The 12272-nt window shown below is 46.8% G+C and carries 15 protein-coding genes; 11 read left to right on the top strand and 4 right to left on the bottom strand.

Annotation, left to right across the window (positions count from 1 at the left end; translation table 11 throughout):
- The first annotated feature begins 152 nt into the window (after positions 1-152).
- The 6 genes from AEA42_RS12470 to AEA42_RS12445 all read left to right on the top strand — a co-directional run bounded on the left by AEA42_RS12470 (position 153) and on the right by AEA42_RS12445 (position 5154).
- A complete protein-coding gene (locus AEA42_RS12470) occupies positions 153-701 on the top strand; it encodes a YbhB/YbcL family Raf kinase inhibitor-like protein (RefSeq protein ID WP_055647895.1) in 549 nt (182 codons plus the stop codon).
- A 17-nt stretch (positions 702-718) separates the two neighbouring features.
- Positions 719-1477 carry an AraC family transcriptional regulator gene (locus tag AEA42_RS12465; RefSeq protein WP_037413785.1) on the top strand — a complete coding sequence of 253 codons (759 nt, stop codon included), beginning with the start codon at positions 719-721 and terminating at the stop codon, positions 1475-1477.
- A 31-nt stretch (positions 1478-1508) separates the two neighbouring features.
- Complete coding sequence (locus AEA42_RS12460) at positions 1509-1859, top strand: YkvA family protein (protein ID WP_055647894.1); 351 nt, start codon at positions 1509-1511, stop codon at positions 1857-1859.
- Between the two features lie 171 nt (positions 1860-2030).
- Positions 2031-3428: a hypothetical protein gene (locus AEA42_RS12455; protein ID WP_055647893.1), complete on the top strand. Its 1398-nt coding sequence runs from the start codon at positions 2031-2033 to the stop codon at positions 3426-3428.
- 1 nt (position 3429) lies between these two features.
- Positions 3430-4467: an acyltransferase gene (locus AEA42_RS12450; RefSeq protein WP_037429246.1), complete on the top strand. Its 1038-nt coding sequence runs from the start codon at positions 3430-3432 to the stop codon at positions 4465-4467.
- Positions 4468-4596: 129 nt separating this feature from the next.
- The gene (locus AEA42_RS12445) at positions 4597-5154 is read left to right on the top strand and encodes a hypothetical protein (RefSeq protein ID WP_050991370.1); all 558 of its coding nucleotides are present in this window, start codon (positions 4597-4599) and stop codon (positions 5152-5154) included.
- Positions 5155-5226: 72 nt separating this feature from the next.
- Here the strand turns inward: AEA42_RS12445 and AEA42_RS12440 are convergent, their stop codons facing one another.
- From AEA42_RS12440 to AEA42_RS12425, 4 genes are all read right to left on the bottom strand, one after another.
- Positions 5227-5808, bottom strand: a complete 582-nt coding sequence (locus AEA42_RS12440; protein ID WP_037413762.1) for a lipid-binding SYLF domain-containing protein — start codon at positions 5806-5808, stop codon at positions 5227-5229.
- 136 nt (positions 5809-5944) lie between these two features.
- Positions 5945-6877 (bottom strand): hypothetical protein, encoded by a 933-nt coding sequence (locus tag AEA42_RS12435; RefSeq protein WP_037413761.1) that lies wholly within the window; start codon positions 6875-6877, stop codon positions 5945-5947.
- Between the two features lie 54 nt (positions 6878-6931).
- Complete coding sequence (locus AEA42_RS12430) at positions 6932-7333, bottom strand: nitrous oxide-stimulated promoter family protein (protein WP_037413759.1); 402 nt, start codon at positions 7331-7333, stop codon at positions 6932-6934.
- A 104-nt stretch (positions 7334-7437) separates the two neighbouring features.
- Positions 7438-7797 carry a DsrE family protein gene (locus AEA42_RS12425; protein ID WP_037413757.1) on the bottom strand — a complete coding sequence of 120 codons (360 nt, stop codon included), beginning with the start codon at positions 7795-7797 and terminating at the stop codon, positions 7438-7440.
- A gap of 253 nt (positions 7798-8050) precedes the next feature.
- Between AEA42_RS12425 and AEA42_RS12420 the strand changes: the two genes are divergently transcribed.
- The 5 genes from AEA42_RS12420 (at position 8051) to AEA42_RS12400 (ending at position 12247) form a co-directional block, all read left to right on the top strand.
- Positions 8051-8869 (top strand): hypothetical protein, encoded by an 819-nt coding sequence (locus tag AEA42_RS12420; RefSeq protein WP_055647892.1) that lies wholly within the window; start codon positions 8051-8053, stop codon positions 8867-8869.
- Between the two features lie 228 nt (positions 8870-9097).
- On the top strand, positions 9098-9409 hold the full coding sequence (locus tag AEA42_RS12415) for a hypothetical protein (protein WP_055647898.1): 312 nt from the start codon (positions 9098-9100) through the stop codon (positions 9407-9409).
- An 11-nt stretch (positions 9410-9420) separates the two neighbouring features.
- Positions 9421-10875, top strand: coding sequence for a protein adenylyltransferase SelO (locus tag AEA42_RS12410; RefSeq protein WP_055647891.1), 1455 nt, complete (start codon positions 9421-9423; stop codon positions 10873-10875).
- Positions 10876-10886: 11 nt separating this feature from the next.
- Positions 10887-11180: a DUF3630 family protein gene (locus AEA42_RS12405; RefSeq protein ID WP_144375669.1), complete on the top strand. Its 294-nt coding sequence runs from the start codon at positions 10887-10889 to the stop codon at positions 11178-11180.
- 29 nt (positions 11181-11209) lie between these two features.
- Positions 11210-12247 carry a serine/threonine protein kinase gene (locus AEA42_RS12400; protein ID WP_055647889.1) on the top strand — a complete coding sequence of 346 codons (1038 nt, stop codon included), beginning with the start codon at positions 11210-11212 and terminating at the stop codon, positions 12245-12247.
- Positions 12248-12272 lie beyond the last annotated feature (25 nt).

Here is a 12272-nt window from a genome sequence, read left to right as displayed (position 1 = left end):
TTGGAGGTACTCAGGCGGCCTGATTATCAAATCACGGAGAAAGAATTGCTGGCGGCCTGGGTATTATTCGCCAATCAGTTGCTCAAATATGGCTATGCTATGGCTGATTTATGAGGGGATCCTTCAGTGTTACGTATCAATTGGAGATTGTGATGAAGCATTTACATAAGTGGATAGTCGGAATTGGATTATTTACCGCAGTATTAGGGTCGGTGCAGGCCATGACCATATCGAGCAAAGATATTGGCGAAGGTCAGCAATTATCTAATCAATTTGTTTTTAATGGGTTTGGCTGTACAGGCGCAAATATTTCGCCCCAACTTGCTTGGCGCGATGCCCCTGAAGGCACGAAAGCCTATGCGGTGACGGCGTATGATCCCGATGCACCCACGGGCAGCGGCTGGTGGCATTGGGCAGTTTATAATATTGGTGGCGATCAACAGCAATTAGCGCAAGGTGCGGGTTCTAAAGCCAATGCATTACCTAAAGGGGCGATTGCGCTAAAGAATGATTTTGGCACCACCGACTTTGGTGGTGCCTGTCCGCCACAGGGGCACGGAATGCATCGATATGAATTTACAGTGTGGGCGCTACCGTCGCCATTAGAGTTACCTAAGGATGCCTCACCCGCGCTGTTAGGCTTTATGCTCAATGCACAAGCTTTAGGGCACGCTAAGCTGACCGCAGTGTATCACCGCTGATATTACAGGGCTGATGTATGATCCGCATGTTTGAATACGACTCGAAACAGGCGCAGTCACTCTCACGGGTGCCTGTGCATCAGCCCTCGATTATTAGAGTGATCCAAGGGGAAAAGTCGTTGCTTTGGCAAGATGATACCCTCGCCGTGAATGCGGAACAGCTATTATTGTTACCCGCCGGAAGCCATATCAGTTTCGTCAATCGGCCGATGAGCGGACGTTACCGAGCGGTGCAACTCGTCTTGCCCTATGAGTTGCCCTCAGGCGTTACGTTGGCGGCAACCGATAGGATGATGCCAAAGCCTACACAAACGATCTCACGCTCGGTCGATTTTGCCTGGAATGCGTTACTGCATAGCCTGACCTTGGCGCTGCCCACATCGGTGCAGATGCATTATTTAGCCGCATTATTGTTAAGTTTGCCGCAGCAAAGTAGTGTGAATTGGCTTTATGGGCATAAGCAATCGAGTGTCACCCAAGCTGTATTGGCAATACTGAGTCAACATCCTTCTGCCCCATGGCAGCAAGAGGAAATCGCCGACAAGTTGCATATGAGCAGTGCCAGTTTAAGACGTAAACTGGCGCAGGAAGACACTAGCTTTAGGCAATTACTTGCCGAAGTGCGCTTGTGCCAGGGTTTAGCACTGTTGCAAAACTCTAGCGATTCAGTTTTACAAGTCGCATTGTCTTGCGGGTACTTGTCAGCAGAAAAATTTTCGGCACGCTTTAAACAAACTTTCGGCCTGACACCCGCTGCATATCGCCGTACACTGTGAGTCGTCAATATCGTTAAATTAGGAAGTAGACATGGCAGAAGAGCAATTTACTGAAACTGGTTTTTGGAACAAAATCAAAATGTTTGGTCGCCAGGCTGGGCGTGAGGTGGTTGAGCGTGCTTTGTGGCTTTACTATGCTGCGCAAAAGCCTAATACACCTACGTGGGCCAAGTCGGTAATTTTTGGGGCCTTGGCGTATTTTATCTCGCCTTTAGATGCGATTCCCGATTTAACGCCGTTAGTCGGTTTTACTGATGATTTAGGGGCGTTAGCGGCGGCGTTGACTATGGTAACGCTTTATATTGATGATGAGGTTAAATCACTGGCTGCGGCTAAGTTAGCGTTGTGGTTTGGCGATGAGCCGATAACGCCTAAATCTTGATATATCTGAGCATTAAACCTTAAAAATATGATTTTATTAGTGGTTAATGAAGATGAGTTGGCTTAGTTTTTTGAGGATAAAAAAATTTTCTGTTAAACGTTTCACTATTACGCAATTGCGCTATATGCTAGCGCTGTTTTGTGAACCCATTGTGTGTGTTTAGGCAAATAAATGAAAAATATTATGGTGGTGATCCTGTGGTTGATAGGAGTCTCTGCCACCACTCCCGTGTTCGCCGATAAGGCCTCGCCAGAACAACTCGCTCGTCTGTACCTCGATTTTATGGCTCAAACTAGTCGTCAGAGTGAAACTCTGTGGCCGGGATTTCGTCTCGACGATAAAGTCCACCTATTCAGCTATGCGGGCAGTGTTTGGTTACGTCAGCCCGGTGGTGAGATTATTAAAGACAACAGTGTGTTAGAGTCAGTTAACCTTCACTCTGGTCTATCAGTTAATTTTGGTTTTCCTCAGTATCAAGGGGTGGCTGGTGTGCTGATCCAGCTCGAGTCTCCCACGATTCAATTTGATAGTACGACAAAAACTGCCGATTTGCCTTTCGTGATTTGGGCTGGCAATAGCGTGCATGAGGCGTTTCATTTTTACGCTCAATCCGAGTGGCGTGTATTAGAGGACGCTCGCCGCTATGAAGGGGAGGTCTACCCGCTTAATTTTGATGCGCGCTATTACCGTCTTCAGTTATTCAACTCGCTCATGTCAGCCTTAAAACAGCCCGAGCAACAAGCATTGTACTTAGGCCATGCGGCTTACTGGTTGCAGGCATGGCGTCAAACGGCGCCTAACGAAGATAAAGTCAGTTATGTGAGTGATTTAGTCGAAGGCAGTGCAAAATACGTTGAGTTGATTGCGGGCGCGCGCTTCCTGAGCCAAAACCAAACCTATCTCGGTTATCAACAGATACTGCTGCAATATGTGCAGGATTATTATCAACAGCAGCAAATGCTTGGCGGTTGGACGGCCGAAGCTGAGAATATCGGCGCACTTGCGGGAATACTGTTAGACAGCACTCAAGATGCCTATGTGTGGAAAGAGTCAGTGATGTCGGGCATGTTGCCTGTGGATTTACTACTGGGTCGCATTAAGCCGATTACTCCACCGGTTGGGCAAAATAGTGCACAGAAGAAACGTCTGCAAGATATGCTGGCTTACTATCCGTCGACTGACCAAAAATTGGCTCAGCTGTTGCGAGATGTGCAGGACCCCAAGGTGCCACTATTGGTCATGCCGAGCGTGAGCGATAGCAGTAGTTTTATGGATGTGGGGGAAGTTCGTTCCGGGTTTTATGTCGTGCCTTATCAAGAGGAAATGACTCAGGCTTATTTAGGGATGAGTGTGCAATTTAGTAACTTAAATGTCAGTGGTAGCCCCTTGTTGGATGTGCCTTTGCAAAATTATTGTGAGGGCATTGAAGCCGCAACTCTGTTACCTTTGGGGTTTACCTTCCAACGCGAAGGTCAGTATCTGGTGTTTAATGAGCCGGAAATCCACGGAACAATAAGGGTTTCTGCAAGTGTTGTTGAGGGAAGAACCCTCTACTGTGCGATGAATTAATATGAGAAAAAATCAGCTCGAATTTACCTACATGCGCGGCATTGCGATTATTTTTATCGTGCTTGGGCATAGTATTTACAACTCTGGGGAAGGGTTTCCGTTATTGCTGGAAAATTTACTCAGGGGAGGCACGGCGTTGTTCGTGTTTATCTCTGGTTATTTTTTTCATCGGATTTTTTATAAGGATTTCGATTACGGTAAGTTCATGAAGAATAAAGTGCAAAATGTGCTTTATCCCTTCTTAGTGGTTTCCGCTGTTGGCTTATTCTGCTTAAGTTTACGCTGGATTTTTATGGAGCATCAGCCACTTGAACAGTTGTTGCTCAGTATTTTTTATACCGTACGAAATGGTTACATCTTGTACCCGCATTGGTATATCCCTTTTATCATGGCAGTGTTTTTATTGTCGCCAGTATTTTTATGGTTTATTCGCTGCTCACAGCAAATGCGTTGGACGCTATTTGTACTGAGTTGTGTGGTGGCAATTTTGCTCCACAGACCCATAGGCAACGTTAACTTTATTCATTCAGTCGTTTATTTTATGCCTTTCTATTTGATTGGTATTTTATATTCCCAAGATGAACATCTTGTGTCGCGCTATGGTTCCATTTTAAGTGCGCTAGCAGGAATTTTCCTTGTCGTGAGCTTGGTTGAACAGAGTTATATAGTGCAGCATGTGGGTAACTATCATAAAGCACCGTTTGAATATAACGGCATCGACTGGCAGTTTATCCAAAAACTGAGCCTGTGTGTGTTGGTGCTTAACTTCTGTGATTGGTTGTCAAAACGTAGTCGCTTACCTTGGCTTATCGAAATCGCCGAAATGAGTTTTGCGATTTTCTTTATCCATCCGCTGTTCGATATGTTGTTTAATACCACTGCAACGATATTCCGTTTCCGTTTTCCGCCTGGGTCTGCTATCACGAGTATTCTGTTCTCGGCAGCGATTTTTCTCTTCCTAATGGTGGGCAGTATTATCACGGCACGCTTTATCAAAAAACGTTTAGGTAACCGTTCTCGTCTTTACATCGGTTGGTAATCCTTCACAAGTACAGGGGAATTAAGTTTAAATTTATTCCCCTGTGTTAGCGTGTTTTGCATTGAATTTCCCATGGAAAACATAATGCAAACTATCACCTTAGCACGTCTTGGAATTGTCGGCCTATGGATGGCAACGCCAGTATTTGCCAATGCGACTCCCAAACCTGCACTTGCCATAGAACAAGAGACTTTCTTCAATCAATTAGCCGCCCATTGCGGTAAAGCGTTTGCGGGTAAAGTCGTCTCAAAGGACAGCGCCGATGCGGCTTTTCGTGATAAAGCGCTGGTGATGCATGTGCGCGAATGCAGCGATACTGAGCTGAAAATCCCATTCCATGTGGGAGACGACCACTCCCGTACTTGGGTGATCACTAAAACGGAACAGGGGTTAAGGCTAAAGCACGATCACCGCCATCAAGATGGGACTGAAGATAAAGTCACTATGTATGGTGGCGATACCGCCAGTATGGGAACCAGTCAAAAGCAATCATTTCCCATCGATCAGGCATCGATTGATAACTTTATGCAAAATGGCCTAACCCAGTCTGTCACCAATGTGTGGCATATAGAAGTTACGCCAAACACCTTCAGTTATTTACTCACTCGGGAAGCCCGTCATTTTCAAGTGGATTTTGATCTAACCCAACCGCAGCCTTTCCCGCCAGTTCCTTGGGGACATGAGTAGGTTAAAGCGTAATTAAAACAAAACCTCTGAGCTTTTCGAGTTCAGAGGTTTTCTGGAAGCGGTCTTGTAATCTTAGTTAGCCCTAGGCTCGAAGGTAAAAGATTGTCCCGCCAGTGCGGCTTCAAACATTAGTCCACCCTTGGCAACGGTAAAGACTGCCATGCCATTGATATAGGCTGCGGTAGCCGATTGATTACCACCGGCTTGACCTGCACCTGCCGAGTTGCCTGTGGTGCCCGCTTTGGCGTTAGCACCCATATTAATGGCAACGGCGGAGGCTTGGGCATCAAACTCAAAACTGCCACTGGTGAACTCATTGTAGGATTTGGCATCTTTAAAGAAGATGATTTCACTATAGGCTTGTCCTCCTAGCTGAAAACCGATGGAAAGTTGGGTCAGGCTGGAGTCTCCCATATATTGCCCCGCTTGAAAGACGCGACCTTTGCCGTAGGCGGCGCCAATACCAATCCCACCTTTGCCAACTGTTGGAAAGAGGGCGTAGCCATAGGCGGTATCAAAAAATTTGCGGGTTTCCTTGGCTTGGTGAAAATTTTTTAAAGCCTCAGTGTAACTATCATCTGCTTGCGCAGCTGGTGCCAGTAAGCTAGCAATCAAGCAAGTCGATGCGACAACAAAAGATAAAATTGATTTCATGGCGTTCCTCCTTAAGTCTTGGTTCCATCAGACTACCCTTTGTTGCCACAAATGACAGCCTAAAGCTGCGTTAATGTCAGCTCGGATTCAGTTTTTCAATAAGACATGCTGCCAGTTTTGATTGCTAAGCGATGGTTTAGTTCTGAGGTGGATTGGGCGTGGTAGTCGATTTTTCCTTGCTATCGTTCGATTCTTGCTGCAGTTGCTGAATAAATTCAAACTCCTCTGGGGTGAGCACTCCTGAAGATGAAGATTCAACTTTGGGTTTAGGCACTGATAAATGGCCTTTCAAATACGCTGTGCGAGTGATCTGCTTTAGACCATAGGCGGCAAGTAAGTAAAAACTTAATAGTAAGCTTAAGCGGGGTAAGGCGTGGGATAAGGCTGAAAGCGAGTCGCCTAGATAAAAAGGCAGCACAACCACAAATACACGCAGTAGCCAGTTAAATAACATCGCTAAGGTTAGGCCAAATAACCAGCGGAACCGGATGAGTTTCAAGGTGTCCTGTGGTGCATCGCTCAATGGCGGTTGACTGACTTTATATTGTTTAAGTAGATGCCACAGAGCGACAAAATAGGCAGCTGTTTGAGTAAACAGCAACAACGGCATTGCTAAACTCCAGTGGCTGAAATCGATCGTCAGCGGATTATTAAAGAATTCAGCCTGAAACCAAATGGCGTTTTTATGTAAGTTGAGCCGCAAAGTAATATCTATAACTGCAAGCAGTAGTGTGATAATCGCCGGCCAATAATGCCATGAAAAACCAATAGGCTCAGTATGTTGCTCTAAACTGCGTTTGCAATAGAGGTAAAGCAGTGGCATGAGTAAAAAATAAATCGGGGCAAGCAAATTAAATAATATGTGGATAGGAATTGGCGTGTTATCACGGTTAAGCATTCCCGTCAGAAAATACAGTGCGATGAGACTTAGAAAAGCCGCCAATAGCTTTTGATTATTGTCCGAATGATAAAAGTAACGAATATAAATAGCTAACGCGAGGCAATGTAAGCCACCAAATAGGGATAACCACCAATAGGCTTGAGCAAAAAATGTATTAAATTCGTTCATTTTGTCACCTCGACGACCTGTTATATCAGGGAAATTCGAGGCGAAAAAGCATTCCTAGGTATTTTTCTGTGAAATGGCGATGCGTTGATGACGATTAGATGCGGCTTCGGGGACTGACGCAGGTACGGGATGACGCTCGGCCAGTAAGTGTTTGATTGCACGAATGGGATGCGGTAACAGCATTCTCGGCCCCGCGAAAATCATGATCTCTTTGACCTGCGCCTTTTGGGCGGGCTTGTAGCAATGCACTGGGCACTTATTGCAGGTGGGCTTATCTTGCCCATAGGGACAACGGTCGAGGCGAACGGCTGCATACTCTAGCAGTGCTAAACATTCTTCACACAGGCCGGATGCCGTTTGGCCTTGGTGCTTAGCTTTGCAATAGATCTTCGCCATCGCGCTAATGGTTTGATGCTCGTAGCGCAGTTTGCCTGTGAGTAGGGCCGCTGAGTCCATGGGAATACCTTAGTCTGTTACTCGGATAATCCCATCATAAGCAGCGGCACGGGCTTGTTCAAAACGTAAGTGTCAATTTATGAAGATGCGCACAAAATAAGACTTTAAATGTGCATTACCTTATCGGCGGCCAGAGTCCAGCGGGTGAGATCCTGTAAGGTGCCAATTTCAGCGCCTTCGAGCAGCATATCCGTATTCACTCCTCGCGCTTGAGCGCAGGTTTTACACAGTAAAATCGGGACTTGCTGAGCACTAAGGATCTCAAACATTTGCTGCAAGTTATAGCTTAAATCAGGCGTTGTCTGCTGTTTGAGTGCCCCAAATACCGCATCTGACATCAAAAAGATTTTGAGATCAACATCTTGCTCGGTTTGATCCTTGAGGGCTAAAGCAATGCGCAGGCTGTTAAACAGTTTTTCTGTGCCGTATGGGCTCGCGTGGGCAACAATAAGAATTTTTTGCATTAGGCTTTCCTTAATTTTTTGCAAACGGTCATAAACCTTAGCAGTCTAGCCGAATTGCTTATATCGATTTGCGTGCAAGATCGGATAAAACGGCATAAATACTTGATTTACCCAGACACTATGGACTTTAATAGCGGTTAATCACTGCTCAACTTTTGGACAAAACTCCTTGTCAGTCGCAGACTACTGAGTCGTTCTGGCAAGCCAACTGCAATAGCTTCTAACAGGAAGCAGCCATAAAAGGTGAAGAAGAATGAAGGTCATTGTCGTTTTAATACTGATCGCTATCGGAGTGTTTTTATTTCGTCGTGCCCAGCGCTTGGCGAAGGAAGAGCAAGAGGCAATGATGACAAAAAAAACAACTGAAATGACAAAGGATACTAATTCTTTCCCAGAAGTGGCTGAATCTACGCCCGAAGTTACTCCTCCAGTGAATAATACGCCTGAAGACGCTTCTGCTACTGTGAAAGCGCCTGAGATTGAATTAATGCCAAGGGAAGAGGAGCATCAGCCTAGCCGCGCCGAAATCGTTGCAATAAGTGAAGATATTATCGATGTTGATATTCCCGCTGTGCCCAATGAAGACCCTGTGATTATCTTGGCCGACGCCTCTGAAAAAATTGAGAGAGAGGCTGAAATTAAACCAGTATCCTCCGAGGCCGAAGGCCTTGCATCACCAGGCTCATGGGCGAATGTGACATTGCAGCGTGCGTTCGAAGGTTATCAAAGTGCAGAGACCGAACTTGCGCGCTATAACGCGTTACAGGATGTGATTACAGAGTGTTATAAGCAGCGAAAATCGACTGACTATTTAGCCTATGGTGCAGCACTGTGTGAGCTTTATCTGGCATTATTCCACCGAGCGAATGCCACCAAGCCAAAACAGGTTGAGCTTAAAACCACTGGCTTTATGCAACTTGCAACATTATTAAATGATACTCAAGCCTTTAACGAAGCTATCGCGCTATGTCAGCAGGCTGTCTCGCTTGGCTTAACCGACGGTACTGTCACTGGATTCGAAGGCCGGATCAGCCGTATTGAGAAGGCGCAGGCAAAAGCTGCAACTGCATAAAAGTTGATAGTAAGAATGACTATGTTGTCATGGCGTAAGGTTAAAGACTCTGGCATAAACTGGTTAATTCTAGCGCCTCAAATGCCCATAACCTAAAAGCGGTTATTTAACGGCTAAAAGCCGTGTAGAATCCGGAGACTTACCGCGCAAAAGGCGAACTAAGGTTCGCTTTTTTTATGAGCTATTTTTATGAAGTGTGTTGCGAGTTTCTTGAATCAAATCGTCAAAATGAAATTATCCTTGGTTGTCTTATTTGCCAGCTTGAGCCTTGGGCTGACAGGTTGCACTAAAACCCCGGAATGGACGCTATTTTATTATCCTAAGGCGATCTCGCTGCCAACGACGCCGTTACAACCTGATGATATCAATGGTTATTACGACACTCTCGAACAATGCCAGCGCAAAGCCCATGGATTACAGCGTTTAACGGGGTCAGGTATGAGTGGCTTCGAGACCAGCGGCGCCGGCGTATATCAATGTGGCCAGCAGTGTGAGTTGAACGATAAGTCCGTGCTGGTGTGCAAGCTGCTCACTCAATAGGGAATGTATTGATGAAGTTCAAACAGGATTTTTTCACCCAATTGCCTGAGTTTTATTCCCAAGTCTATCCGCAGGGCATTAGTAACCCCCATTGGCTCGCTTGGAGTGACGATGCCGCGTCATTAATTGGCTTAAATCAGCCAACAGATGAGTTATTACAGGGCTTATCGGGTAACGCGGCTGTTGAAGGTGCAAGCTATTATGCGCAGGTTTATAGCGGGCACCAGTTTGGTGGCTATACCCCTAGATTAGGCGATGGGCGCTCGATTATTCTCGGTGAAGCAATCGGCCCTAATGGTGCATGGGATGTGGCACTCAAAGGCGGCGGGCCGACCCCTTATTCTCGTCATGGTGATGGCAGAGCCGTAATGCGCTCTGCGGTGCGGGAGTTTCTCGTTTCTGAGGCATTGCACCATTTAGGTGTGCCAACGACCCGTGCCTTGGCGGTGATCGGCTCTGATATGCCCGTTTGGCGCGAGAGCCAAGAAACCGCAGCCATTACTGTGCGTTTGGCGCGCAGCCATATCCGTTTCGGTCATTTCGAATTTTTCTGCCATAGCGAGCGTGGTCAAGCCGATAAGCTGACGCAATTGCTCAACTTTACCTTGAAGCAGCATTATCCGCATCTGAGTTGCGATCTGGCGGGTTATAAAGCTTGGTTTTTACAGGTGGTGCAAGATACCGCTAAGCTCATCGCCCATTGGCAGGCTATCGGTTTTGCCCACGGGGTGATGAACACCGATAATATGTCGATTCTTGGTGATAGTTTCGATTTTGGCCCGTTTGCCTTCCTCGATACCTTCCAAGAAGACTTTATTTGCAATCATTCCGATCCAGAGGGGCGTTATGCCTTTGGGCAGCAGCCCGGCATTGGGCTGTGGAACCTGCAACGTTTAGCGCAGGCGTTGACGCCTGTGATCCCGTCCGATGATTTAATTGCCGCTTTGAATCAATATCAACATGCTCTAGTGCAGCATTATTTGATGCTGATGCGCGCTAAGTTAGGACTCGCTGAGCGAGCGGATTCGACAGCCGAGCAGGATCAACAGGACTTAGAACTCATTGGCCGCTTTACCGTGTTGATGGAGAAAAATCAGCTGGATTACAGCAACACTTGGCGTCGATTTGGTCAGCTTGATCCTAGCAGTGTGCACTCGCCTTTGCGGGATGATTTTATTGATCTCAACGAGTTCGATACTTGGTATCAGGCATATCAGGTGCGGCTTGGTAAGGTTACTGATGTTGAGGCGTGGCAGCAGGCGCGTAATAACATCAATCCCAAGTATATTTTGCGCAACTATTTGGCCCAAGAAGCGATTATCGCCGTTGAAGAAGGGGATCTTGCGCCGCTACAGCGTTTGCACCAAGTGTTGCGTCAACCGTTTAGCGAGCAAGCTGAGCATGACGATCTGGCCAAGCGTCCTCCGGATTGGGGGCAAGGGCTGATTATGTCGTGCAGTAGTTGATGGAAGTAAAGATGAAATTAAACGCCATTCAGTTAGATAGTGCCGCGTTAAGCTTAAGTGTGAGCGGTGATATCGATTTTGATCATTTCGAGGCCTTTGCCGAGCCGTTAGCCCATGCTTTAGATTGCCGCGTGCGCGAGCGTCAATGGGGAGCCGATCGTCATCAATGGTTATTGGAGTTTGAAGGTACACCACTTTGGCTCAATTATGAGTTTTACGGCAATATCTGTTGGCTGAGTGTGGAGCGTGAGGCTGATGTTGAGGTGCTAGAATACCTTGCCACGCTGTTAAGCCGCCACTTATGAGCGCGCCACCATTTAATGAGAGAGTTCCAATGAGCCTAGATACGTTAAATCAACACCAAAGTGCTATCGATAATGCTGATTCGGGAGCGGCTTTTGCTTTTCAAGCTCTAACACCGGATTTGATTTTAGATGCTATCGAAAGTCTTGGCATTTACCCTGAAACGGGCCTACTTGCACTCAATAGCTACGAAAACCGCGTGTATCAATTTCGCAGTGATGAAGGGCAGCGCTATGTAGTGAAGTTTTATCGTCCAAATCGTTGGACCGATGCGCAAATTCAGGAGGAGCACGATTTTGCCCTCGCGCTTGCCGAGCAGGAAATCCCGATGGCGGTGCCAGCCTTAGTGCAAGGGCGTACCTTGCACCATTTCCAAGGTTTTCGGTTTGCACTGTTTCCTTCCATCGGTGGTCGAGCCTTTGAGGTCGATAATTTAGAACAGTTGGAATTTGTTGGCCGTTTTATCGGTCGTATACATCAGTACGGCGCGCAGTCGGTTTTTCATGCCCGCGAACCGCTCAATCCGCAAATCTTAGGCGATGAGCCTTTGGCGTGGTTGAAACAATCAGAATTAGTGCCGACTTCTCTACGGGTCGCCTTTTTCACTGTGGTCGAACAAGTGCTGGCGAAGGTCAACACCGTTTGGTCGCAGCAATGTTTCAAACCGATTCGCTTGCATGGCGATTTACACCCAGGGAATATTCTTTGGACACCCGATGGGCCGGGTTTTGTGGATTTAGACGATGCCCGTATGGGGCCTGCCATTCAAGATTTATGGATGATGCTAACGGGGGATAGGGCGCAGCAGCAACTGCAACTCGAGGTATTGCTCGAAGCCTATGAGGAATTTTGTGAATTCGATCCGCGGCAACTGGCGTTGATTGAACCCCTACGCGCATTACGGATGGTGCACTATAACGCTTGGATTGGCAGGCGTTGGCAAGATCCGGCTTTCCCAATGCATTTCCCATGGTTTGGGGATGAAAAGTATTGGGAGCAGCAGATTTTGGCATTTAAGGAGCAACTCGCGGCACTTAATGAACCACCGCTAAGTTTGATCCCTTATTAAATGTGTGAACAGGGTGGGATTTACG

Origin of the sequence: Shewanella sp. Sh95 (assembly GCF_001308045.1) — a bacterium.
GTDB lineage: Bacteria > Pseudomonadota > Gammaproteobacteria > Enterobacterales > Shewanellaceae > Shewanella > Shewanella xiamenensis.
Note: the sequence above shows the minus strand (reverse complement) of the source record. Positions and strands in the feature narration are given on the sequence as shown.

Coding starts and splice junctions, on each gene's coding strand:
- AEA42_RS12430 (WP_037413759.1), bottom strand. CDS start 7,333: ATGGACTCAGCGGCCCTACTCACAGGCAAACTGCGCTACGAGCATCAA.
- AEA42_RS12450 (WP_037429246.1), top strand. CDS start 3,430: ATGAGAAAAAATCAGCTCGAATTTACCTACATGCGCGGCATTGCGATT.
- AEA42_RS12410 (WP_055647891.1), top strand. CDS start 9,421: ATGAAGTTCAAACAGGATTTTTTCACCCAATTGCCTGAGTTTTATTCC.
- AEA42_RS12445 (WP_050991370.1), top strand. CDS start 4,597: ATGGCAACGCCAGTATTTGCCAATGCGACTCCCAAACCTGCACTTGCC.
- AEA42_RS12420 (WP_055647892.1), top strand. CDS start 8,051: ATGAAGGTCATTGTCGTTTTAATACTGATCGCTATCGGAGTGTTTTTA.
- AEA42_RS12405 (WP_144375669.1), top strand. CDS start 10,887: ATGAAATTAAACGCCATTCAGTTAGATAGTGCCGCGTTAAGCTTAAGT.
- AEA42_RS12435 (WP_037413761.1), bottom strand. CDS start 6,877: ATGAACGAATTTAATACATTTTTTGCTCAAGCCTATTGGTGGTTATCC.
- AEA42_RS12415 (WP_055647898.1), top strand. CDS start 9,098: ATGAAATTATCCTTGGTTGTCTTATTTGCCAGCTTGAGCCTTGGGCTG.
- AEA42_RS12470 (WP_055647895.1), top strand. CDS start 153: ATGAAGCATTTACATAAGTGGATAGTCGGAATTGGATTATTTACCGCA.
- AEA42_RS12460 (WP_055647894.1), top strand. CDS start 1,509: ATGGCAGAAGAGCAATTTACTGAAACTGGTTTTTGGAACAAAATCAAA.
- AEA42_RS12425 (WP_037413757.1), bottom strand. CDS start 7,797: ATGCAAAAAATTCTTATTGTTGCCCACGCGAGCCCATACGGCACAGAA.
- AEA42_RS12465 (WP_037413785.1), top strand. CDS start 719: ATGATCCGCATGTTTGAATACGACTCGAAACAGGCGCAGTCACTCTCA.
- AEA42_RS12400 (WP_055647889.1), top strand. CDS start 11,210: ATGAGCCTAGATACGTTAAATCAACACCAAAGTGCTATCGATAATGCT.
- AEA42_RS12440 (WP_037413762.1), bottom strand. CDS start 5,808: ATGAAATCAATTTTATCTTTTGTTGTCGCATCGACTTGCTTGATTGCT.
- AEA42_RS12455 (WP_055647893.1), top strand. CDS start 2,031: ATGAAAAATATTATGGTGGTGATCCTGTGGTTGATAGGAGTCTCTGCC.